This is a genomic window from Fodinicola feengrottensis (assembly GCF_039530045.1).
GTDB classification, from domain to species: Bacteria; Actinomycetota; Actinomycetes; order Mycobacteriales; family HKI-0501; genus Fodinicola; species Fodinicola feengrottensis.
The window spans coordinates 30,160-51,259 of the sequence record NZ_BAAANY010000011.1 but is presented as its reverse complement, the minus strand read 5'-3'; the positions used below and the strand labels follow the sequence as shown (position 1 = coordinate 51,259).

The 21,100-nt window shown below is 67.4% G+C and carries 18 protein-coding genes; 4 read left to right on the top strand and 14 right to left on the bottom strand.

Translation table 11 applies throughout. The features are described 5' to 3' along the window. A complete protein-coding gene (locus tag ABD301_RS17745; protein WP_344311361.1) occupies positions 1 to 2,490 on the top strand; it encodes a glucosidase family protein in 2,490 nt (829 codons plus the stop codon). A gap of 397 nt (positions 2,491 to 2,887) precedes the next feature. On the opposite strand, the gene ABD301_RS17740 is transcribed toward ABD301_RS17745, so the two are convergent. From ABD301_RS17740 to ABD301_RS17730, 3 genes are all read right to left on the bottom strand, one after another. Further along, positions 2,888 to 3,859, bottom strand: coding sequence for a DUF222 domain-containing protein (locus ABD301_RS17740; RefSeq protein ID WP_344311430.1), 972 nt, complete (start codon positions 3,857 to 3,859; stop codon positions 2,888 to 2,890). A gap of 8 nt (positions 3,860 to 3,867) precedes the next feature. Then, positions 3,868 to 4,146: a hypothetical protein gene (locus ABD301_RS17735; RefSeq protein ID WP_344311360.1), complete on the bottom strand. Its 279-nt coding sequence runs from the start codon at positions 4,144 to 4,146 to the stop codon at positions 3,868 to 3,870. A gap of 432 nt (positions 4,147 to 4,578) precedes the next feature. After that, positions 4,579 to 6,369, bottom strand: coding sequence for a serine/threonine-protein kinase (locus tag ABD301_RS17730; RefSeq protein ID WP_344311359.1), 1,791 nt, complete (start codon positions 6,367 to 6,369; stop codon positions 4,579 to 4,581). 103 nt (positions 6,370 to 6,472) lie between these two features. Between ABD301_RS17730 and ABD301_RS17725 the strand changes: the two genes are divergently transcribed. After that, a complete protein-coding gene (locus ABD301_RS17725; protein WP_163569138.1) occupies positions 6,473 to 7,504 on the top strand; it encodes a hypothetical protein in 1,032 nt (343 codons plus the stop codon). A 2-nt stretch (positions 7,505 to 7,506) separates the two neighbouring features. Here the strand turns inward: ABD301_RS17725 and ABD301_RS17720 are convergent, their stop codons facing one another. From ABD301_RS17720 to ABD301_RS17680, 9 genes are all read right to left on the bottom strand, one after another. After that, positions 7,507 to 8,424, bottom strand: coding sequence for a poly(ethylene terephthalate) hydrolase family protein (locus ABD301_RS17720; RefSeq protein WP_163569137.1), 918 nt, complete (start codon positions 8,422 to 8,424; stop codon positions 7,507 to 7,509). Positions 8,425 to 8,476: 52 nt separating this feature from the next. Then, positions 8,477 to 9,748, bottom strand: a complete 1,272-nt coding sequence (locus tag ABD301_RS17715; protein WP_344311358.1) for an MFS transporter — start codon at positions 9,746 to 9,748, stop codon at positions 8,477 to 8,479. A gap of 407 nt (positions 9,749 to 10,155) precedes the next feature. Then, complete coding sequence (locus tag ABD301_RS17710; protein WP_344311357.1) at positions 10,156 to 11,106, bottom strand: phosphotriesterase family protein; 951 nt, start codon at positions 11,104 to 11,106, stop codon at positions 10,156 to 10,158. Further along, complete coding sequence (locus tag ABD301_RS17705) at positions 11,103 to 12,359, bottom strand: FAD-dependent oxidoreductase (protein WP_344311356.1); 1,257 nt, start codon at positions 12,357 to 12,359, stop codon at positions 11,103 to 11,105. The genes ABD301_RS17710 and ABD301_RS17705 overlap by 4 nt, the downstream gene beginning before the upstream one ends. Continuing rightward, positions 12,356 to 13,045, bottom strand: coding sequence for an SDR family oxidoreductase (locus ABD301_RS17700; protein WP_344311355.1), 690 nt, complete (start codon positions 13,043 to 13,045; stop codon positions 12,356 to 12,358). Before ABD301_RS17700 ends, ABD301_RS17705 begins: the two co-directional genes overlap by 4 nt. Further along, on the bottom strand, positions 13,042 to 13,809 hold the full coding sequence (locus tag ABD301_RS17695) for a sugar isomerase domain-containing protein (RefSeq protein ID WP_163569132.1): 768 nt from the start codon (positions 13,807 to 13,809) through the stop codon (positions 13,042 to 13,044). The genes ABD301_RS17700 and ABD301_RS17695 overlap by 4 nt, the downstream gene beginning before the upstream one ends. Beyond that, positions 13,806 to 14,672 carry an ROK family protein gene (locus tag ABD301_RS17690; protein ID WP_344311354.1) on the bottom strand — a complete coding sequence of 289 codons (867 nt, stop codon included), beginning with the start codon at positions 14,670 to 14,672 and terminating at the stop codon, positions 13,806 to 13,808. The genes ABD301_RS17695 and ABD301_RS17690 overlap by 4 nt, the downstream gene beginning before the upstream one ends. Before the next feature lie 77 nt (positions 14,673 to 14,749). Further along, positions 14,750 to 15,568, bottom strand: a complete 819-nt coding sequence (locus ABD301_RS17685; protein ID WP_344311353.1) for a GntR family transcriptional regulator — start codon at positions 15,566 to 15,568, stop codon at positions 14,750 to 14,752. A 68-nt stretch (positions 15,569 to 15,636) separates the two neighbouring features. Next, complete coding sequence (locus tag ABD301_RS17680) at positions 15,637 to 18,477, bottom strand: AfsR/SARP family transcriptional regulator (protein WP_344311352.1); 2,841 nt, start codon at positions 18,475 to 18,477, stop codon at positions 15,637 to 15,639. Between the two features lie 276 nt (positions 18,478 to 18,753). Between ABD301_RS17680 and ABD301_RS17675 the strand changes: the two genes are divergently transcribed. Together ABD301_RS17675 and ABD301_RS17670 are read left to right on the top strand one after the other, a co-directional pair. After that, complete coding sequence (locus ABD301_RS17675) at positions 18,754 to 18,987, top strand: hypothetical protein (protein ID WP_344311351.1); 234 nt, start codon at positions 18,754 to 18,756, stop codon at positions 18,985 to 18,987. A gap of 48 nt (positions 18,988 to 19,035) precedes the next feature. Beyond that, complete coding sequence (locus ABD301_RS17670; protein WP_344311350.1) at positions 19,036 to 19,245, top strand: hypothetical protein; 210 nt, start codon at positions 19,036 to 19,038, stop codon at positions 19,243 to 19,245. 17 nt (positions 19,246 to 19,262) lie between these two features. Here the strand turns inward: ABD301_RS17670 and ABD301_RS17665 are convergent, their stop codons facing one another. Together ABD301_RS17665 and ABD301_RS17660 are read right to left on the bottom strand one after the other, a co-directional pair. Continuing rightward, entirely contained in the window at positions 19,263 to 19,523 is a 261-nt protein-coding gene (locus tag ABD301_RS17665) for a BTAD domain-containing putative transcriptional regulator (RefSeq protein WP_279580810.1), read from the bottom strand. Positions 19,524 to 19,558: 35 nt separating this feature from the next. Continuing rightward, a complete protein-coding gene (locus tag ABD301_RS17660; protein WP_344311349.1) occupies positions 19,559 to 21,100 on the bottom strand; it encodes a phytoene desaturase family protein in 1,542 nt (513 codons plus the stop codon).

Genomic DNA, 21,100 nt, shown 5'->3' with positions numbered 1-21,100 from the left:
ATGCTCGCACTGGCGTTTTTGGCTCCACCGCCGGTGATTGCCGCTGCGGCGCGTACGCCTGAGTTAGCGGTCACGACACGTCTGGCTGATCGGCGGATGCTGGTCACCGGCGACCGGTTCTGGTCAATGGGAACGGCAGACGGCCGCTATCCGGCGGCCGGATTCCATACCCGTGGAGAGATGGGCGGTTTCTTCGCGCCACCGATCAAGGTGTTGGACGGGTTGTGGTTCGGGGTTGATGGACAGTGGTTGCCGGCGGCGAACCGGATGCGGTCGGGTTGGGGATATGTCCGGACCGAGTTTCCGACCAACGACGGGCTGCGCATCACTCGTACGGATGTGGATCCCGACGGGGAGCGGGCCGGGCTGGTCGGTCTCACGTTGAGCAGCAGCCAAACCCGCACGTTGACGCTGTCCGTCGACGCGCATTCCGAGCTCATGGGCATGTATCCATGGGGAGAGACCAAACCTTCGCAGACGACAGTGAATTTGCCGGACACCGCCAGTGTTTCCGGCAACGCGTTGCTGTTCCGCGATGTGGGTACGCCACCGGGCCCGAATCAACTCAAACATGACTGGGCCGCGTCGGTGGGATCGTCGCTGACCCCGGTCTCGTCGCAGGTGGGCAATGATTTCCGCGGTCCGCAGGATCCGCCGGTGAGGTGCCCGGCCTCCGGACCGGGCACTGCGGACCTGCCGGCGCGATGCGACGACACCGCGTACGGGAACGGCGCCGGCGGTCGGTTGGACTACCGGATCACTTTGGCTGCCTGGAAACCGCTGACCGTGTGGTTCGCGGTGGCCGGCTCGGACACCGGGCCAGCGGCCGCGCAGAGCACACTTTCGCGTGTCCTGCGCGATCCCGACGCGGAATTTGAGGCCAAGCTGACCGCCCGGAAGGCGGTCGACGCGCGTACCGTGGTGGACCTGCCGGGTGATCCGCTGCTCGCGCAGAGCGTCGAGTGGACCAAACAAAATCTGGCCGATGCCGTGCAGGAGACACATAATCTGCAACTGCGCCCGACCAACGGTGGCACGGTCTATCCCGCGCCGGTAGGCACGCTCGACTCGGCTCGCTGGATAGCTGCGGGGTTTCCGGATTACAGCTGGCTTTTCGGTACGGACGGGGAATACACCGCGTTCGCCGCGGTGGCCGCTGGCCAGTTTGAGAACATCGAGGCGCACCTGCGATCGCTGCGCGATGTCAGCGACAAGGTCAACAGCCGCAGCGGAAAGATCGTCCACGAGGTGACCCCTGATGGGCAGGTCTACTTCGGGGCCAACGCCGATGCGGGCAACACCGACGAGTCGGCGAAGTTCCCGAGCGCGGTGGCGTTGGTGTGGCGGTGGAGTGGGGACCGGCATTTCCTCGACGACATGTACGACGCTTCGGTACGGGCGATGAAATATGTGACCAGCCTGGACGCGGACGGCGACGGTTGGCCGGAAGGGCTGGGAAATGTTGAGCGGCCGGGGATGGGCGCGGAGAAGCTCGACAACACCGTCTACACGATCCGCGGGCTGGCCGATCTGGTTGACCTGGCGACCGCGAAGGGCGACAACGCCACCGCCCGCTGGGCGGCGGCGAAGGTGGCGAACCTAATGCACCGGTTCGAAAACGCGTGGTGGAACGGCGGCGACACGCAGTCGTACGCGGACTCGCTCGCCGATCCGGGCAACACGAAGGTTTTCCAGCGGCACTGGATCGGACTCACTCCGGCCGAAGCCACGCTGCCCGACGGTACGCCGATCGCCTCCACCGATCACGCGGTGGCGACCCTTACCCAGCACGAAAAGCCTTGTTACAGCGGCGATCTCGGCCTCTTCCACACTGGCACCGGGCCCACCAGTGACCCGGCCGGCAACAAGGGTGCCTCGTGCGACATCGCGGTTTCCAGTGTCGCGGCCGACCGGGAGGCTTTTACCTTGACAACGTCGATTATGGCGGTGGCAGAGGGAAACTATGGGCGCTCAGCGGCTCGCTACACGACCGACATCGCTCGGGTGCAGCTCGATCCGACGCTGTGGGAAATGCCTGGGGCGATGCCGGAGATCGCGCCGAGCCCGGACTTCGGCGCAAATATTGACAAGAAGTTGACGGAGCGTTCGATGGTGTTGCAGGCGTGGGGTTCGTACGGGATCCTCTGGCCGGTCGTGCACCAGCAGCTCGGCGTGGACCCGGACGCCGGCAATGGCTGGATCCGGGTGGTGCCGCAAATCCCGGCTGGGCAACAGCGGATTTCCGGTCACAACATCCGAGTCGGCACCGGCGCGGTGTCGGTCACCGCCGTCGAGTCTGGACAGACGATCACGGTTACCGCGAGCGGCCCGTTGAAGATGACGATCGGGGCGGTGCTGCCGACCGGCGCTTCGGTGAAATCGGCCACCCTCAACGGAAAACCGGTCCAGCCTGAGGTGGTACGTACGACCCGTGGCCTGGAAGCGACCGTGCCCGGCTCCGGAAACCTCACACTCGTACTGGCCTACTAAGCCGGTAGTGGGTTAAGGGACATTTGAGGCGTGGCGCAGGGTGGTTGGCGGAAGAGCATTTGGCGGTGTGGGAGGTTGTTGGCTCATTTGTGCAGCAACCGTCGGACCGCGGTGGTCGCCAATTTTGGCGGCGAGCAGGCGAGGATCTACTGTCACTAGCGGGCTGGGCCTATCCTCGTACCGGTAGTCAGCAAGCCAGTTGTCAACCGCGGACGGGCCAGCACCCAGTGCCAGGCGGTCCTGTGGTTGGCGATAAACAGCCATAAACCAAGTCGATTCCGGCCCACCGTCGTCGGAAAGCTCACTATGACATCCCCGTCTTGGTAGTAGACGTGCTTGACTCAGCGACTCTCGTTGGCGGTGGTGAGCCCGGGTTCACCGGGCGCCGTTCCTGCCGTTAGAACGGTGGTGGTGGGTATTGGTCGTTTGGTGTGACGTCGTAGGTGCGTCCGGTGGGGCTGGTCCACAGGAATCGTCCTGGTGTGGGTTGGGTGACGGTCCAGCCGTGTTCTTTGATGTCGTTATGGAACTTGCAGGCCGGCCCAGCGCTGTCGTACGCGGTCTTCCCTTCCGGATCGCGGAAAGGGATGGTGTGGTCGAACTCGCAGGTCGCCGCGGGCCGGTTGCAGGCGGGTCCGCAGCATCGCTGGTCCCGTGCGTTGACCAGGTCCCGTAGCGCTTTGGTGGGGCGATAGCGCGTACGGCCGTGGTCGATCACGACACCACTGACTGGGTCGGTGAGGATTCGGTACCACTCACTGGTGTCATCTCCAGCGAGTTCGCGTGCGCGTTGCGCGGTCATCGGACCATAGCCACTCAAGATCGCTGGGTTGTCGTCCAGGCCCATCAAGGTCGTGGCGTCTACGCGGAGTTCGATTTTGGTGCGTACGTTGCTGGGGACGCCCAGGCAAAGGTCGGTGAGGGCGTCGGCGCGGAGTGCGTCCATGGTGCGGGACTCGTCTTTGGTTTTAAGGCTGCGGGCGATGGTGTCGATGCGACGGTAGATCGCCTCCGCTGATTCGGCGGGCAGGAACGCGCCCAGCAGAGCCATCCCGTCTTCGCAGGGTTGTTTTTCTACTCGCCTCTCGGAGACGAGCTTTTTGCGGCGGGTTTCGGCGGCTGCTGGGTCGATTTTGATGACCTCCCGCCGGGCCCTGTCTCGGATCGATCGAGGCGTCTTGGAGTCCGCGCCGGGCAGCACCGTCTCTTCGACTTTCCGAGCGTCCTCAGGGCAGAGGTGGCCGACCTGGTCCGCGAACGTGAACGCCTTACGCAGGTCAAGGTCACCGTGAGACATCCCAGCCATGGTGCCCGGCAGCTCATGGACCAGTTGGTACGCCAAATTCAACCGCTTCTGAGCGGCCGACAGGCTCCAGGTCAGTGATGCGGCGATTTCACCGGCCGCGTATTGGAGAAAGGTGCGCCGACGGCTGGGCGGGCGTTGGTGAAGCGGTCCATGAACCGCATCTGCATCGCCTGCGTATACGAGATCACCTTGTCCAGTGTTTCGATCGCGGCCAGCGCGGTGTCAGCGTCGGCTCGGCCGTACCGGTCGAGTTCTTCCAGCATTTGCAGGGGGACCCAGCTCGGTGGCATGGTGCGCCACGGTTGCTTGTTCGGGTCGGTGAATTCCGGTCGCCTTCGTTTTCTGCTCATGACCCAATTTTACTGGCCGCTACCGACAGCCGGGGCGTCAGTTTTCGTTTCTGTGGATAAGAAACGGACCACTTAACCCCCTGTGGAGAACTCGTATTTCAAAGCGCGCTCTGGCCCGATACTCAACTGCTTGTTTCCTACGAAGCGGTACTGACGCCCATTCGTCCCCACATGGTGCCACTGTGAAAATCGGACCTGATCCAGGGCCTCGTCGGGCGAAGTACACCACCGCACCGGTCTCTTCGCAGCCGCGACAGAGGAGGAATATTCGTCGCTCTTCCAGGTCTGCCCGCCACAAACGGTCGCCCCGGCGACAGGCCCATATTGCGCAGCAACCGTCCGACTAACACTTGACCAGCCGTATCACCAGCCCATCGGCCACGTCCGGGGAAAGTCCACTACGACACCCCCACCGGAATAACCAGGCAGGACCTAATGGGGAAGCCGAGCGACCAGCGCGCTGGCTAGTACGGTGGCGGCCGCGCATTCGGTCTGAACGTTGCTGGTGTCTTTGTTCTCCAGGCTGACGATGACCGTTTCCTCGCGCTGGGGCGGGGTGCCTTTCTCGGACGCCACAGTGGGCGTGTAGCGCCGATGTACGAGCGTGAGATCGCATTCGTCGCGGCGGCCGTCGTTGGTGGAGGTGTCCACGTACGCGAGGCGTCCGCTGACGGTTGTTTTGGTCCCGTCCGGTGGATCGCCCTCCAACGGGTATTCCCGGCCGAAGGAGACGGTGACCTGCCTGCCGCCGTGTTCCCAGTAACAGGTCCAGTTTCCGTAGTCGGGTTCGGCACTGACGGCCGCGCCGATCGCGGTGGAAATTTCCTTGCCGGACAACAAAGTGCACGCGTCCAGGGCACCGGTGGAAGGAGATTTATAGGCCGGCCGGTGCGGGATGGGCCCGTTCGCCAGCAGTCCGTACGTGCCCAGTGCGACAGCCTCAGCCGCGCCGCACAACGGCGCGGGTTGGTTATGCACCTGCCGGGCCGAAATCACCACGAGATAGAGGTTGGGCAACGCGATGCTGCGCTGGCAGCGATTCTCGGTCGGCGGCACGGGCTGCACCTGGCCGAGCTTGCCGGGCACCGGTGGCACAGCCGGATATTCTTCTGGCAGCTGGAATTCCAGCGACACGTCGATGATGTCGCTCTTGCCGGTGGTGTCCACGGTGAGATCGCAGTGGTTGAAATTTCCGTAGTTGGGTTCCAGCGCCACCTTGCCGAATCGGGCCAGCGAGCCGGGTACGAGCAGCGCGCACGGGTCGGCCGTACGCGGATCGCCGAGGGCGCCCGGGGACGTGGCGGCGGCTGGCTTCGAAGGCGCCGCGGGTGTTCGATGCCGAATGGCCGCGAAGACTCCGGCACTCACCAGCATGACTCCGACGACCACCGCGCTGACCAGCACCAACCGCCCCCGGTGCGGACGCCCCGGGGTAAAGACGCGGTCGGTGGTGTCCCCACTCAGCAGGCCCTGCACCTGGTCGGCGGTCGGCCGGCGCGCGGGTTGTTTGGCCATCAACGCGCCGAGCACGGGGGCGAGGCCACCGGTCGGCGGCATCGGTTCGAGGTCGTACGCGGCGGCCCGGCGCAGTTGCGCTGCCGGACCCGAACCGCCCCACGGCGAGCCGCCAGTGACGGCGGCGAACAGGGTGGCGCCGAGCGAGAAGATGTCCGAGGCCGGGCCTGCTTCGTGGTCGTCGGCCGCTTCCGGGGCCAGGTACGCTGCGGTGCCACCCGCGTACGCACCGCCGGTCAGCGTCGCCTCCGCCCAGCGGGCGATGCCGAGGTCGGTCAGTTTCGCGGTGCCGTCCTGCGCGATGAGCACGTTGCTCGGCTTGATGTCCCGATGCACCATGCCTTTCGCGTGCATCACCGCGAGCGCGCCGGCCAGCTCGACCCCGATCCTGCGGACCTGGTTCGGTGGCAGCGGCCCGTCGTTGGCGAGCACCTCCGCGAGGCTGCGCGACGGCACGTATTCCATCACCAGCCAGCGGTCGTCGCCGTCGACCGCCACGTCCAACACGGTGACCACATGCGGATGGGTCAGCCCGGCGCCGATCATGGCCTCCCGCCGGATCTGGCCGGCGTCACCGGTCTGTGATCGCTTCAGCGCGACCTTCCGGCGAAGTTCGAGATCGGTGGCGAGCCAGACGATGCCCATCCCACCCGCGCCAAGCTCGCTCTCGAGCCGATATCGCCCGGCAATCAGCTGACCACTCGCCACCCGGACAGTGTGCCAGGCAGCCGGAAATCGTTTCTCGGGACGTCTCCCATCTCGCGTCGGTAAGGATCGAATAGCGAGGTACGCGACGAAAAGGGAGGTTCGTATGGACACGGTACGACGCTGGACGCGAACGGTGGCCGCCGTCGGAGCCATCGCTCTGGTGGCCGGTTTCGGCACCACCGCGGGGGCCGATGCCTGGGATGCGCGCCAGCCCGGCCCGGCCGAGTTGTTCACCGGTACGGACGGGTCCACCAACTACTTCCGATCCGCCATCCCGGCCAATCCCAAGCTCGACTCCCACTCGGCCTCCATGGTCGCCACCATGGGCAGCAACACTCCACGGGTCAACGGCCCGCAGTGGCAGATCACCATTTACGACGCCAGCAACAGCGATCCGGTTTATCACCCGTCTTTCAGCGAAAGCGACTGGGGATGTTCGGTCGGCGGCAGCATCCACATTCCCGCGTACGCGACTCGCGAGCTGCCGGCTCCAGGTGACGAGTGGATCGTCGTACACAACAAGGACGACGGCACCATCAAGTCCATTTGGGGAGCGAGCAAGTCCAGCGGGCAGTGGAACGGCTCCTGCGGTGGCAACTGGCCGGCCGCGAGCGGTGGCGGTGCGGCGTCCAAGACCGAGGGCGTTGGCACCGGCGCGGAGGTGCAGGCGGGCAGCGGTTTCATTCTCAACAGCGAGATTCAAACCGGCTCGATCGAGCACGCCCTCTATTTCACCTCCACCAAGAGCTGCCGCGCTTTCCGTGCGCCCGCTGGTAAATCAGACGGCGATGGTTCCGGAAACAGCTGCCTGCCGATGGGCGCCCGGATGCAACTCGATCCGTCGGTTCAGTGCGACACCCTCTCCGGCGCGTCCGCCGGAGAGAAGATGATCTGTGTCGCCATGCAGAAATACGGTGGCTACATCCTGGACAGTGGCGGCCCGGGTCCGATCAGTGGCATCGGAGTGGCCGGTGACGACCTCACCGACCCGAGCCGGTCGCCGTGGCAACGCCCCGGCAACGGCATGCGCGACGGTGGGATCCTGGACAACGTCGGCCTGGACGGCTCCACCGGCGCACTGCACCACATTCCGTGGAACAAGCTCCGCGTGCTGGCCACCTGGAACGGCCAGTAGGGTTATTTCGCGGCGCTGCCAGGCCAGTTGGTGTTGGTGGGAAGCTCCGGATGGGCGCCGGTGAAGGCACCGGCGGCGGTGGTGTCGCCGCGAAGCTGGTACGTGAGCCAAGCGGTCGCGTAGCCGAGCAGCCCATCCGGAGTGCCGCCGGAGGCGATGTCCTGGGACGCCGAGTGGTCGGCGGCCTTGCCGTCGGAGTTCTGGATAATGCCGAGCGCGCCATGGCCCGGCAGACTGGTGAAGTAGCCTTTTTCGGTGGCAGGGCTGGCGATGATGCCGTCCGCGCCGCCGTGCGTACTGATCAGGAAAGCCGGCTGGGTGACCTGCGCCGGGTTGTACATGCAGTCGCTGGCGGTCGGACAGTCCGGGTTGGAGCCGACCCAGATGGTGTTGGGCAGCGAGAAGGTCATCAGCGTGGTGATCAGCGCCGGGTCGCTGGTGGCGGCCCGGGTGGCGCCACCGGCACCCTGCGAGTGTCCGACCGCGGCGACGTGATGGATGTCGAGATTTCCGTTGAAAACACTGCCAGTCGTGCTGTTCTGGGTGACCAGGTAGTGCGCGGCGGCGTCGATTTCGTTGCCACTGCCGGTGTTCGGCAGCGTGGAGGCGATCACGGTGAAGCCGTACGAGGCGAGATGGCTCAACAGCGTGGAATACATCGTCGGGTTGGCGTTGGTGCCGTTGCCCCAGGTGATGATCGGGCTTTTGAAGCCGAGCGTCGCGTAGTTGCTGGGGTAGTAGAGGTCGTACGTGCTGCCGACCGTGCCGGTGGTGGTCGCGTACGGACCGGCCGCGGTGTAGGCGGATTCGACGGGATAGGTGGCGGCGTTGGCCGGCGACAGCGATCCGAGCAGGATCGCGGCGGCGGCCGCGGTGACGGTGAGTACGTGCCGAAGCCTGATGTGGCTTGTTTTGGACATGGCTCTGCCCTTCAAGGGTCGAAAATGACGGAGTGTTGCCTTTCTGCGGCGGTTATTTGGCTCCGCGGATGGGAATCACGGCGAGCGCGCCGAGGACGGCGAGCACCCCGCTGCCGACGAAGACCGCCGGATATCCGCCGACATGCAGGACGAGGGCGGAGGCGATCAGCGGCGCGACGATCTGCGGCACCGCCATGGACATGTTGAGAATGCTCAGATCGCGACCGTTGTCGCGGTCCGAGGGCAGCACGAGGGTGGCCAGCGCGGTGTCGACGGACAGATAACATCCCAGGCCCAGGCCCGAAACAATGCTGAATGCCAGGACGCCGGTCCAGGTCGGGGAAATCAACGGAATGACGCAGGCGACGCCGGCGAGGCAACTGGCGCCGAAGACGAACGGCTTACGCCGGCCGAACCGGTCCGAAAGCGCGCCGCCGACGACCGTCGCGACCACGGTGGCGACCGCGCCGATCGGGCTGAGAATCGCGATCGCGGCGGTCGCCGAAAGACCGGCCGGCAGCCGGTAGTAGTCCTGCAACAAATAGAGGTTGTATGTCGCGACCAGGAAATATCCGAGGATCAACAGGGCGCGGCCGATGAAAACCCAGCGAAAGTCCCGATGGGCGAGGCTCGACAGCAGCGTACGCAGCCATTCCCCGGTCCGGATCCGAGTCGTTTCGGCGGCCGCCACCGGCCGGTCTTTTGTTAGCGTGGTGAACAAAATCGCCACCGCAATCACCAGCAGTGAGAGCGTCAGGTAGCCGGTCAGCAGGGTCGCGGCGAGGGCGGCGGCCAGGATCGCGCCGACCGCGTTGCCCAGCGGAATGCTCATCCCGATGACCGCCGAGGCGATGCCGCGCCGGGTCGCCGGCACCCGGTCCGGCACCACCGCGGTGATCGACGCCTGGTAGGCGCCCATGGTGATTTGGGTCAGCGCCCAGAAAACGAAGAGCAACGCGATGGTTCGTACGCTGCCCAAAATCACCATGCCGACCAGCGAGGCCAGCGCGCCGCCAAGGATCCACGGCGCCCGCCGGCCGAAGCGGCCGCGGGTGCGGTCCGAGAAGCTGCCAGCCAGCGGGGTGAAGATCACCGCGGCGAGCACGCTGACGCCGGTGACCAGCCCGAGGTTCGCGACCTTGTTGGCGGGGTCGATGGCGGCCACCTGTAATGGCAGCAGAACCCCACTGACGCCGGCGTAGAGCGCGAACATCCCGACGTTGCCCAGCAGCAGGAGCGGCAACAGCCGGCCGAGCCGCTCGGCCGGCCGCGACCGGCCGGGTTCGGTCGTGGACACGGCGGTGGCGCGGGTGACCTCGGCCATGTGGCATCCCTCACAATTCGTCAAGTTGTACGGACAACTTAACTCCCTCTGAAGTGATCCACCAGGCTTTTCTCGTTTTGGTTGGCGAATATGATCAGGTGGTCCTAATGAATTAAGGAAAGTCACCTTTTGGCGTTTTGGCGCTGATTGGGTGCCGCATGGCGGGATTTTTGGTGACTGGATCCTTGGCGAGGCCGGCCTGTTGGCGTCCGCGTACGCGACGATGTGGTCACCGTCTGCTGACTACAGCGATGTCTGCCCGTCGTAGAGGACGTCGACCGCGGCACTTTATCCCGCACTCGACGTCGAGTGCGGGACAAAGTCCGACACTCGGCGATCACTGCCACGCCGTATCCGAAGCCGGCATCCAGCGTCAAACGGCCGGCTACACCATGCCCGACGCAGGTCTACCGAAGGGCGAAGGCGCGGGCCGGGTTGACGGTGAGGGCGGCGTCGACCAGGTCCGCGTGGCCCTCGGCGCGCATGCGCGGCGCGAAGACGCGTAGCAGGTAGTCCAGGCCCGGACCGCCGCCGAGGCTGCGCCAGTAGCTGCGCCGGGCCAGGTCGCAGCCCAGCAGCAGCCGGTCGGCGCCGCCGCGCTCGGCGACCGCGACCAGCAGCGCCACCGAGTCGCTGTCCGGCGCGTACTTGATCCGGCCGGGCCGGTCGAAGGCGAGGTACGCACCGCGGGCGGCCAGCTCGGCGAGCAGCCCCGGGTCGGCGTTGTGGTCGATGTGGCCCAGCACCACGTGCCGTTCCTGGACACCGGCCGCGACCAGCGCGTCCAGCACTTCGTGGCCGCAGGTGCCCTTGTCGTTGTGGGTCGCGACCGGCGCACCGGTCTCCTGATGCGCCATGCCGACGGCCTCGATCAGCTTGCCGATCGAGCGGCCCAACCGGTGGTAGCGGGTGCCGATCTTGATCACGCCGGCCCTTGCGTCCGTACGATCCGCGTACGGCCCAACAAGGCCGTATTCGTCCATCCCGACGGTGATCTCCTCGATCAGCAGCCGGCTGATCTGGTCCGCGCTGTAGCGGTGTAACCAGTGCAGGTCGTCGTAATACTCGACCTTGTGGAAGCCGGTGGTGGCGATGATCGCGACGCCGGTCTCGCGGGCCAGCTGGGCGAGCCCGCGCGGGCTGCGGCCGAAGCCGAGCGGGGTCATCTCGACGACCGCGGACAGCCCGTGTGCCGCCGCCGCGCGCAGTTCGGTGGCGGCGGCCGGCAGGTCGTCGAGCCGGTAGTCCGGCTCGTGCAGGACCGGCCAGCCGCCGGTCATCAGCAGGTGCTCGTGGGCGAACATGACACCGAGCTGGTCGGTGTCGACATCGCCCATGACCGTACGTACGCGGCTCACAGCAATGCTCCCTGGTCGATCAGTCGCTTGCGCAGTACCTGAACATCGAGGTCAGCCGGGTTTTCACCGAAGCTGGCCGCGGTGCCGGCGGCTTGCCCGGTGGCGAAGCACTGGGCCATCGACCGGACCGATGCGTGCGCGCTGTGCGTCGCGGACAGGCAGCGGCCGGCGACCAGCAGGTTGCCGACCTCGACCGGCAGCAGGCAGCCGTACGGCACGCCGTAACTGCGTCCGGTGGCCGCCCCGCCGACGTACTCCCACACGGTCTTCGAGCCGCCGTCGTGGTCCTCGACCGGCGCCCCGCAGCGGGCGATCGCGTCGGCGAACTCACGTGCCTGCAGGACGTCATAGCGAGTCAGCAAGTAGCGGCCGCGCAGCCGGCGGCTCTCTCGTACGCCGATCCTTATGGACGTGTTGATCAGGTACGCCTGCTCGTAGCCAGGCACTTCGGCGGTCAGGAACCGGACGTATTCGCGGACCTGTCGACGGCCTTCCCGCTCCGCGTCGGACAGCTGCCACGGGTCGGTCGGATCGGCGCCGCTCACGCGCGTCAGGTTGGTGTGTACGACCCCGGGCAGCATTGTCCGGTGAGTCGAGCCTTCCCGGCGTGGCAACACATAACCGGTCGCCTCGGCCATTCGGCGATGCAGGTCGGCCGCCGACGTACGGGCCAGATCCACACCACCAAGCCGAAAAGTCGCGGTCATCGGCTGTCGGCGGACCTGGTCGCGCGGCGCGTCCACGGCAGCGCCGGCCCGCCAGGCCAGCTCCGCGTCGCCGGTTGCGTCGATGTAGACGACCGCTTTCACCGACCGTGGGCCGGCGGCCGTGTGCAGTCCGAGGTGGCTGACTTTGTCGCCGTCCATAAGGACATCGGTGACGGTCGCGTGCAGCAAGGTCGTGACATCGGCGTCGGCCAGCAGGTCGTCCCAGACCTGTTTGAGGATCTCCGGCTCGTACGTGACTCCCGTGCCGGCGCCATAGGTGTTCGGACGCTCGAAAGCCGCTTCCCTGGCGAACAGCGCCTCGCACACCTCCCAGCCAATGCCGCCGACGACTCTCTCGTTGCCGCCCGGGGGATAGAAGCCGTAGAACGTGTCCAGGACGGCCGCGCCGGTGCCGCCGAAGAACCCGGCCGATTCCACCAGCAGCACCGACGCGCCCTCGCGGGCGGCCGCGACGGCTGCAGCGCAGCCCGCCGAGCCGCCGCCAGCCACGATCACGTCACCTGACCACAGCAGCGGATCGCTCATAAGTGCCACCCGCCATCCACTGGCAGCGAGGTTCCGGTGGTACGCCGGGAAGCCGGCGACAACAGCCACAACACCGCCGCGGCCACCTCTTCCGGCGTGCAGGCGTTGCCGCCGAGCGGCATCAGCTCGGGAAGCCGGTCCTGGATTGCTTGGGTGGTGAGCGCGCGCGTCGCCATCGCCGTGTCCACCAGTCCCGCGGAGACGATGTTCACCCGTACGCCGGCGCGTGCGGTCTGGTGCGCGACGACGCGGGCCAGCGACAGCAGGGCGCCCTTGGCGGTCGCGTACGCGACGGTGCGAAAGTCCGGATCGGGATCGGTCGCGAGCGCCGAGCCGATCAGTACGATCGAGCCGCCGCCGGCCTCGGTGAGCACCGGCACGGCCGCTCTGAGCAGCCGAAACGCTGATTCCAAGTTGACTCGCAGAACCTCGGCCCAGGCTTGGTCCGTACACGACTCGATGGGTCCGTCGCCCTGTCGGCGGCCGGACATGCCGATCGCGTGCACCACGCCGTCCAACCGGCCGAGCTTGTCCACCGCGGTGGCGACGGCCCGCTCGGCGCCGCCGGGCAGCGTGATGTCGGTGTCGTCCCGGTCGACGCCATAGACCGCGCCGCCGTCGGCCTCGACGGCTCGTACGCACGCCGACCCGATCCCGCCGGCCGCGCCCGCGACCAGCACGTTCACGGGGTAGTCCGGAGCACGGCGGCGGCCCGGCGGGCATGCTCGGCGCAGGCCGCGGCGAACAGTTCGTCGCTGCGTTCGCGGCCGACCACGCTCGCGCCAGTGATCACCGGGGGCGGGCAGCCGGCGTCGACGAGCTTTTGGGCCGTCCGCACCTTGATCTCGTTCACCACCGCGACCGCGGCCACCGTGCTGCCCGGACCGACCCGCTCGGCCAGACCGTCCACTGTGGACAGCGCGTCGCCCGGTGGCGTACAGAGGTCGATAACGACATCGGCGTGATCGCACAGGCGCGTACCGGTTGGATGGGTCGGCTCGGCCGCGTACGACTCGGCGAGGCCGGTCACCGCGATCACCCGTACGCCGGCTTTTCGCAGGCCGATCGCCATCTCGACGGGCAGCGCGTTGCGGCCGCTGACGCTGAACACGATCGCCGAATCCGTTGGCCGCAAGGCGAAGTTGCTCAGGATCACGTCCGCGAGGCCCTGCACCCGCTCGACGAACATCGCCTGCCGCAGCCCGTTCGAACCGGTGACCTGGGTGTGGAAGGTCGACGACAGCTCGACGATCGGGTGGAAGCCCGGATATGAGCCGTAGCGCGGAAACATCTCCTCGACCGGGATGCGCGAGTGGCCGGTGCCGAAGGTGTGCACGACCCCGCCGCCGGCAATGGACTCCGCCGCGAGCACGCTGGCCCGCTCCAGCGCCGCCAGTTGGGTGTCCTCGATCGTCCTCAGCAGCTCGATGGCCTGCCCGATCCAGGTCATGGTCCCTCCAAAGTCCATAAGGCCGCGCCGATCGCACCCGCATGCGGGCCGAGCGCGCCGGGGTGTACGTGACAGGTGCCGAGCATGGCGGTCCGGTCATCGAGTTCGGCGACTATCGCCGGCAGCATTTGCGGCAGCGCGCCGGCGACGCCGCCACCCACCACTGCGGTGGAAAAGCCGAGAAAGGCGAGCGTGCTGCTGATCGCGAGGCCAAGCTCCCGACCGGCCCGCAGGATCCGCCGCGCGCTGGTCGGATCGCCTTGGGCGGCCGCCGCGGCGACCTGCTCGGCGGTCGCGGTCTTGGTGGCCAGCGCACGGGCGCTCGCGACGGTTTCCAGGCAGCCGCGGTTGCCGCAGGTGCAGCGATCGCCGTTCGGCCGTACGGTCATGTGCCCGATCGCCCCGAAATTGTCGCGCCGGTTATGCAAAACCCGGCCGCCAACCGCCAGTGCACCGCCGATTCCGGTGCCTACCACCACGAAAAGCGCTTCGGACAGGCCTTTCGCGGCGCCCTGCCGGAGCTCGGCGAGCGCGAACGCGCGGCCGTCGTTGATGACGGTGGCCGGTGTGGACGTACGCGCCGCCAGCCGTTCGGTGAACGGGAAGCCCGCCCAGTCACCGCCCACGTTGGGGATGAACAGGGTGGCGCCGCTGGCCGTGTCGACCAGGCCCGGGACGGCGACCCCGATCGCGGTGGGCTCTTTCGACTGCGCCGCGAGCTCGGCGACCAGCTCGATCACCGCCGCCGGCCCGGCTCGCGGGGTGGGCGTCGAGCCGGCGTCCAGCATGGCGCCGGTCTCGTCGAGTAGCACCCACTTGGTCGCGGAGCCGCCGACGTCGACGCCGAGTCTTATCCCTGTCACGTGCCGGCCACCCTCACCTCAATTGGTCCGTACAACCGTATCTTTATTGAGGAGGATTGGCCGTGTCAACGACCCAATCAGGTGAACAGTGCCGGCCGTAATGCCGGATCAAGGCTGGAGTGGTCGCCGAGCTGCCCGCCGGACGCACCCAGCTCGATGAGAAACGAGCAGCGGTCGCCGCGGGCGTGCCGGAGGGTGTATTCCAGGTGCGTGCCGCTGTCCGTGCTGGTCGTACGGGAGGTGGCCAGCACGGCCGCGGCCATCGGGATGTCCAGCAGCCGGGCCAGCCGCTGGTCGGCGTTGACCGCCACGATCGACTCGGTGCCCTGCGCCGGCACCAGCCCATATTGCAGGCTCAGGGTGTCATAGAGCGAGCCGTCCAGGTCCCGGTCGAGCAGGCCTGGCACCAGGTCGGCCGGCAGGTGCGCGCGCTCGACCATGCACGGCTCGCCGTCCAGCAGTCGCAGCCGTTCCAGCACCACCACCTGGTCGCCGGCGGCCAGGCCCAGCCGCTCGGCGATTTCCGCCGAAGCAGCGACCAGCTCCGCTTCGAGCACTTTTGTGCTCGGCTGCCGCCCCAGCCGGGCCATCGTGTCGGTGAAGCCGCGTGGGCGCCGGCCCAGCTCGGTGGGCACCCTGGCCGGCGCGGTGTAGGTCCCGCTGCCCTGCCGGGTGACCAGCAAACCCTCGCTGACCAGGTCGGCCACCGCCCGCCGGATGGTGGCCCGGCTGACGCCGGTGAACTCCATCAGCGCCCGCTCGGTCGGCATCGGGGTGTCCGGCTCGACCTCGCGAACGGCGATCCGCAGCCGCTCGCGCAACTGGTGATACAACGGCATGGCGCGGCTCGCGTCCACCGCCAGCCGGCGGGCCCAGTCGATCTCGTCCGCGCTCATCCTGTGATGGTAGCGAGAAAGGTCGCGTCCACCGGACAGCCGGACCAATTTGTCAGATGCCAGAAAGGTCAGCAGAACATCGCGGCGGCGGCGTCGGCGGTGTCCAGGGCCCGCCGGGCTTCGCCGGCCCGGGCGTCGCCCAACGCGTCGAGGGTGCGCTGGGAAGCCCGCCAGGCCTCTCGCGCGGCATCGACGTCCCCGGTGGCGATCAACGAATATCCCAGGTGGAGTTGGGTTATCGCTTCGCGTTGGCGGCTGCCGACCAGCCGGTAAAGCAGCAACGCCTGCCCGAAATAGGCGATGGCTCGCTCGTGCTTGTTCAGCGCCGCGTACGCCCGGCCGAGGTTCGCCAGGTTGTAGCCCTCGTTGTGCCGCCAGCCGCACCGCCGGTTGATCTCGAACGCGCGCCGCCAGCACGCGATCGCCGGGGCGTATTCCCGGCAGCCGAAATGCGCCATGGCGAGGTTGTCGAAGTTGACCGCCTCGCCGCGGTGGTCGCCGAGTCGGCGGTAGAGCTCCAACGCGGTCTGCGACCGGGTCTTCGCCCGCTCGTACTTTCCGCGCTCGGTGTCCACTAGGCCGAGGTTTCCCAGCACCTGCGCCTCGCCGGGTTCGTTCCCCGCCGCCTGGAACCGAGCCAGCGCATCCTGGTAGCAGCGTTCCGCGTCGTCCGGGCGTTGCAGCTCGGCAAAGCCATTGCCGAGGCCGTTGAGCAGTCGCGCCTCCAACACCGGATCGTCCAGGCTCGCGGCCGCCGCGATCGCGATCTGGTGCAGGTCGATCTGGTCCTGCGGCCGGTTGCTCCGGTTGATCATGATCTGCAGAAGCCAGGTCAACCGGCACGCATATCCGGGCTGATCCTGGTGGACGGCCCAGTCGACGAGCGCGACCAGAGTGCGATATTCGGCCTCACACCACACATCCGCGGCCCGCTCGTCCGCCAAAGCAGGCGGTGTCACCAGGATGGACGCGGACTCCACACCGACCCGCTGCCGGCTCGGCTCCAGTTGCCGATAGACCATGTTGAGCCCACGGACGTACCACTCAAGGACGCGTACGACTGCCTCGGCCCGGTGCGGTTGGCTGTCGTGGGCCAGCGACCGTTCCTCGGCGAATGCCCGTACGAGGTCATGCAGCTCGTAGCGGTCGTGCTCTTTTTGTTCCAGCAAATGGGTGTCGGTGAGCCGGTCCAGGACGACGCGAACGTCCTTGGCGGGGAGCCCGACCATCGCGGCCGCCGCCGAAAGACTGATGCTGGCGCCCGGAAACAGCCCGATCAGCCGCAGCGCGCGGGCCGCCGCCGGGTCGAGTTGTTCGTACGACCACGACAGCACTATCCGTAGGTTGGTGCTGTCGTCGTCGCCGGTGTCGAACGCGTCCAGCACCGATTCCTGCGCTTGCAGGGCGTGGACGAGGGTGCCCAGAGACGTGCTGGACTGGCGGGACAGCCGGTCCGCGATGATGCGCAGAGCCAGCGGAGTGTGGTCACAGAGCTGGGCGATGTCCGCGGCCCGCTCCGGTTCGTCGGCCGCGCGGGCGCCGACAATGTCGGTCAGCAGCCGTACGGACTCGGCTGGAGCGAGCCGGTCCAGGCTCACCCGAACGGCGCCATCGCGGGCGACCAGTCCGCGAAGCTGGCTCCGGCTGGTCACCACCACGGCACCGCCGGGACCGGGCAGCAGCGGGCGGACCTGTTCGCTGTTCCGGACGTTGTCCAGAATGAGCAGGATGCGTTTGTCCGCGGTGACCGTACGAAGAAGCGCCGACAGGCCTTCCACCGTCGCCGGCAGGTGATCGCCGGCGATTCCCAGCGCCCGCAGGGCCAACTCCAGTGCGTCGTGTGGTGAAAGGCTTTTGCCGGGGCTGTAGCCGCGCAGGTCGAGATACACCTGGGCGTCCGGAAAATCGGCCCGCACCCGATGTGCCCAGTGGATCGCCAACGTGGTCTTGCCCATGCCACCGCCGCTGTCGATCACCGCGATGGCCGGACCGGCCCACGGCTCCGGCGCACGGGCGGCGACCAGATCGTCCAGCGCGACCAGGGCGGCTTCGCGGCCGACGAAATGACCACCGGCCGGCGGCAGCTGGCGCAGCGGTTCGACTTGCGGAACCTCGACCGGTGGTGGTGTGACCGTGGGCGCGCCGCTCACCAACCGCTGGTGCAACCGCTGGAGCTCGGCGCCGGGGCTGACTCCCAGATTTTCCCGCAGCGTCGTACGAACTTGCTCGTACGCCATCAAGGCGTCGGCTTGCCGCCCGCTCGCCGCCAGCGCCATGATCAGCCGCTGCCACAGGCTTTCCCGCAGCGGATGTTGGGCGGTCAGATAGTGAAACTGGGCGATCCAGGGCAGCGGCGTACCAGCTGCGAGGTCCATGTCGGCTCGGCGTTCGAGCGCGGCGAGCCGCAACTCCACCAGACCGGGCAGCTCGTCCCGTTCCAGCACCTCGGACCGCAGCCCGGCGAACGGCTCGGCCCGCCAGAGCTGCAGCGCGGCATCGAGCAGCGACCGCTCCCGTTCGGTGTCCGCGCTGGTCGCCGCCTCCGTCAGCAGGGACCGGAACCGCAGCGCGTCCACCAGCTCCGGGGTGGTTCGCAGCTGGTAGCCGCCCCGCACGGTCTGGATAGCGCCGACTCCGAGCGGCCGGCGCAGTCGGGTGACCAGGCTGGCCACACTGCCGGCGACCCGTGCCGGCAGCTCGTTGTTCCACACCCGCGACGCGAGGGTGTGCACGCTCAGCGGCTGGCCGCCGGCGAGGGCGAGCGATGCCACGATGACCCGGCACTTGTCTCCCACCACGGGAACCGGGACGCCGTCCGCCAGGATTTCCAGATCGCCCAGTAGCCGGACCGACACGTCCGGAGCAGCGGAGTCCCGGGTTTTCCTATCAGCGATTTGCGCGCTGGCCATAGTGCTCAAGATACGACTCGCCAGCAATTCCACAAGAGAGACGTCACATTCACCGCCACAATACCGAAAGTGAATGGCAGGCCGATTAATTCGCGAGCGCACCAGGGTGCCACGACCCGATGCCATGACGTTGTCATATCGATGTCATCGGAGTCGGCCGGTCTCCGCCGTCGCTGCTCGTGTCGTGATGACAACTCGGCAACATCGGTGCGACAAGAGCGGCTGGCATGCTCAGCGACGGGAAATGGCGCCTCACCTGATCGGAGCTGAAGAAAAGTGACGGGTAAGCGTCATCTGGAATCGGTTCCCGAGGCGGGTGTCGTCCCAGTCGACTTCGGGTCGCGTCGCCAGCCAAGCGACGAGGTCCGGGATGACTGCCAGCTCGAAGGCACGGTCATCCCGCTGCCGTTTCCGGTCGACCCGGCCTCCGTCCTCCCGGACCCACCAGCAGATGACGACACTCTCGGTGACGTTGATCTTGCTGGCGGCGATAGTACGGGCTTGGTCTGAGTCGCCTGCGTTGGCGCTCGTGGTCGCCGCGGCGGTGGGTTTCGCCGGATGTCGATGGTCGAAGGGCTGGACCGACCGGCACCGGCTCGCGCTGGTCGCCGGGGCGTTGACCGCGAGCATGGTGGCCGGTTTCCGGCGAACCGCTTCACCGCGACCGATCTGCTGGCCAAGGTCGTGCTGAATGTCGCCGCACTGGCCGGACTGTTGGTGCTGGCATTGCGAGAGAACGGGCATGAGTTGGCCGCGAAACGGCCGTGAAGCGGGGTCTGCACCTGTCAAGGCCAACGGGAATTTCGCATCCGGACGAGTTGTCCGGGCCTTGGGCGGTCTACTCGTACGGACGTGCCGGCCAGCAGTTCGGCGTGGATCCGGTAGAGTTCCGGGCCGGGGTCCACGCCGAGCTCGTCGGCCAACCGGGTGCGGATGTGGTGGTAGAGCGCCAAAGCCTCCGCCGACCGGCCGTTTTGCCGTAGAACCACTAGCAAGCGCACCCAGAGAGACTCCCTGTGGGGGAATCGTAAGGTCAGTTTCCCCACGAGAATCACACGACTTTGCGCTGTCTTCGGAAAGCCTATTTGTCGGTGGCGCCGAGAACGGCCATTGCCGCGTTGTGCCCGGGGATGCCGCTGACCCCGCCGCCGCGGGCCGCGCCGGCACCGCAGAGCAGGACTCGTTCGTACGCCGTCTCCACGCCCCACCGCCCGACCTGCGCCGGATCCTGCGCGTACGGCCAGGACAGGTCACGGTGGAAGATGTGACCGCCGGGCAACCCCACCTCCGCCTCCAGATCCAGCGGCGTTTTCGCTTCTATGCAAGGGTTTCCGTGACTGTCCCGGAGCAGGCAGTCCTCGATGGGCTCGGCCAGCACGGCATCCAAGGACGCCAGCGTCGCGCGCAGCGCCTGCGCCCGGGCCTGGTCATTGCGGCCAGCGAACAGCCGGGCCGGCATGTGCAGCCCGAAAAGGGTCAGGGTGGCGACCCCAGCGGCTTTCTCGGCTGGGCCGAGGATAGATGGGTCGGTGAGCGAATGGCAGTAGATCTCGGACGGCGGCAGGGTCGGGATCTGGCCGGCGGCGGCTTGCGCGTACGCCGTCTCCAGCTGCTCGAAACCTTCGTTGACGTGGAAGGTGCCGCCGAACGCGTCGACTGGGTCGAGGCCGGGCTGCCGCAACCGGGGGAGCCGGGAAAGCACCATGTTCACTTTGAGCTGCGCGCCTTCGGGCTCCTCCGTCGGTTCCTCGCCGAGCAGCCGTGCGAGCGTGGGCGGAGCGACATTCGCCAGTACGTAGTCTCCGCGTACGACATGCTCGTCGTCGCCGTGTCGATAACGCACCTCGCCGTCCGGCGTTATGGACAGCGCCTCGGCATCGGTCCGTAGCACCGCGTTGGCCTGCCGCGCGACCCCGGCGAGCGAACCGGTGACCGCGCCCATCCCGCCCACCGGGACATCCCAGTCGCCGGTCCCGTTGCCGATCACGTGGTAGAGCAGGCAGCGGTTCTGCCGCAACGTCGGCTCGCCGGCGGCCGCGAAGGTGCCGATCAGCGCGTCCGTCAACACCACCCCACGGACCGTGTCGTCTGCGAACCGCTCGAGCAACGTGTGCGCTATTGGCCGCTCGAACAGCATCGACCAGGCGGCATCGTCGCGCACTCGGGCCTTCAGGTCGTCTTTGCTGGTCAGCGGCTCGGTCAGGGTGTCGAAAACACGCTGGGCCACCAGCTCGGTCTGGCTGTAGAAGTGTTGCCAGGCGGCGAAATCCGCGTCCGATCCGGTGATCGACCGGAACGACGCGGCAGTCCGCTCGCGATCGTGGGTGTCCACCAGCAGGCCGCGATCGCCCAACGGTGTGTACGACGAGATTCGCCGCCGCCGCAGCGTCACATCGAGCCCGAGGTCAGCGATGATTTTCCGCGGCAACAGGCTGACCAAATATGAATACCGGGACAGGCGTACGTCGACGCCGTCGAAAGCCCGGAAGGACACCGCCGCGCCGCCGACCGCGGCACCGCGTTCCAGCACGATCACCGACCGGCCGGCCTGGGCGAGATAACTCGCCGCCACCAGGGCGTTATGCCCGCCGCCGACAATAACCACGTCGTATTCAGCCGTCAT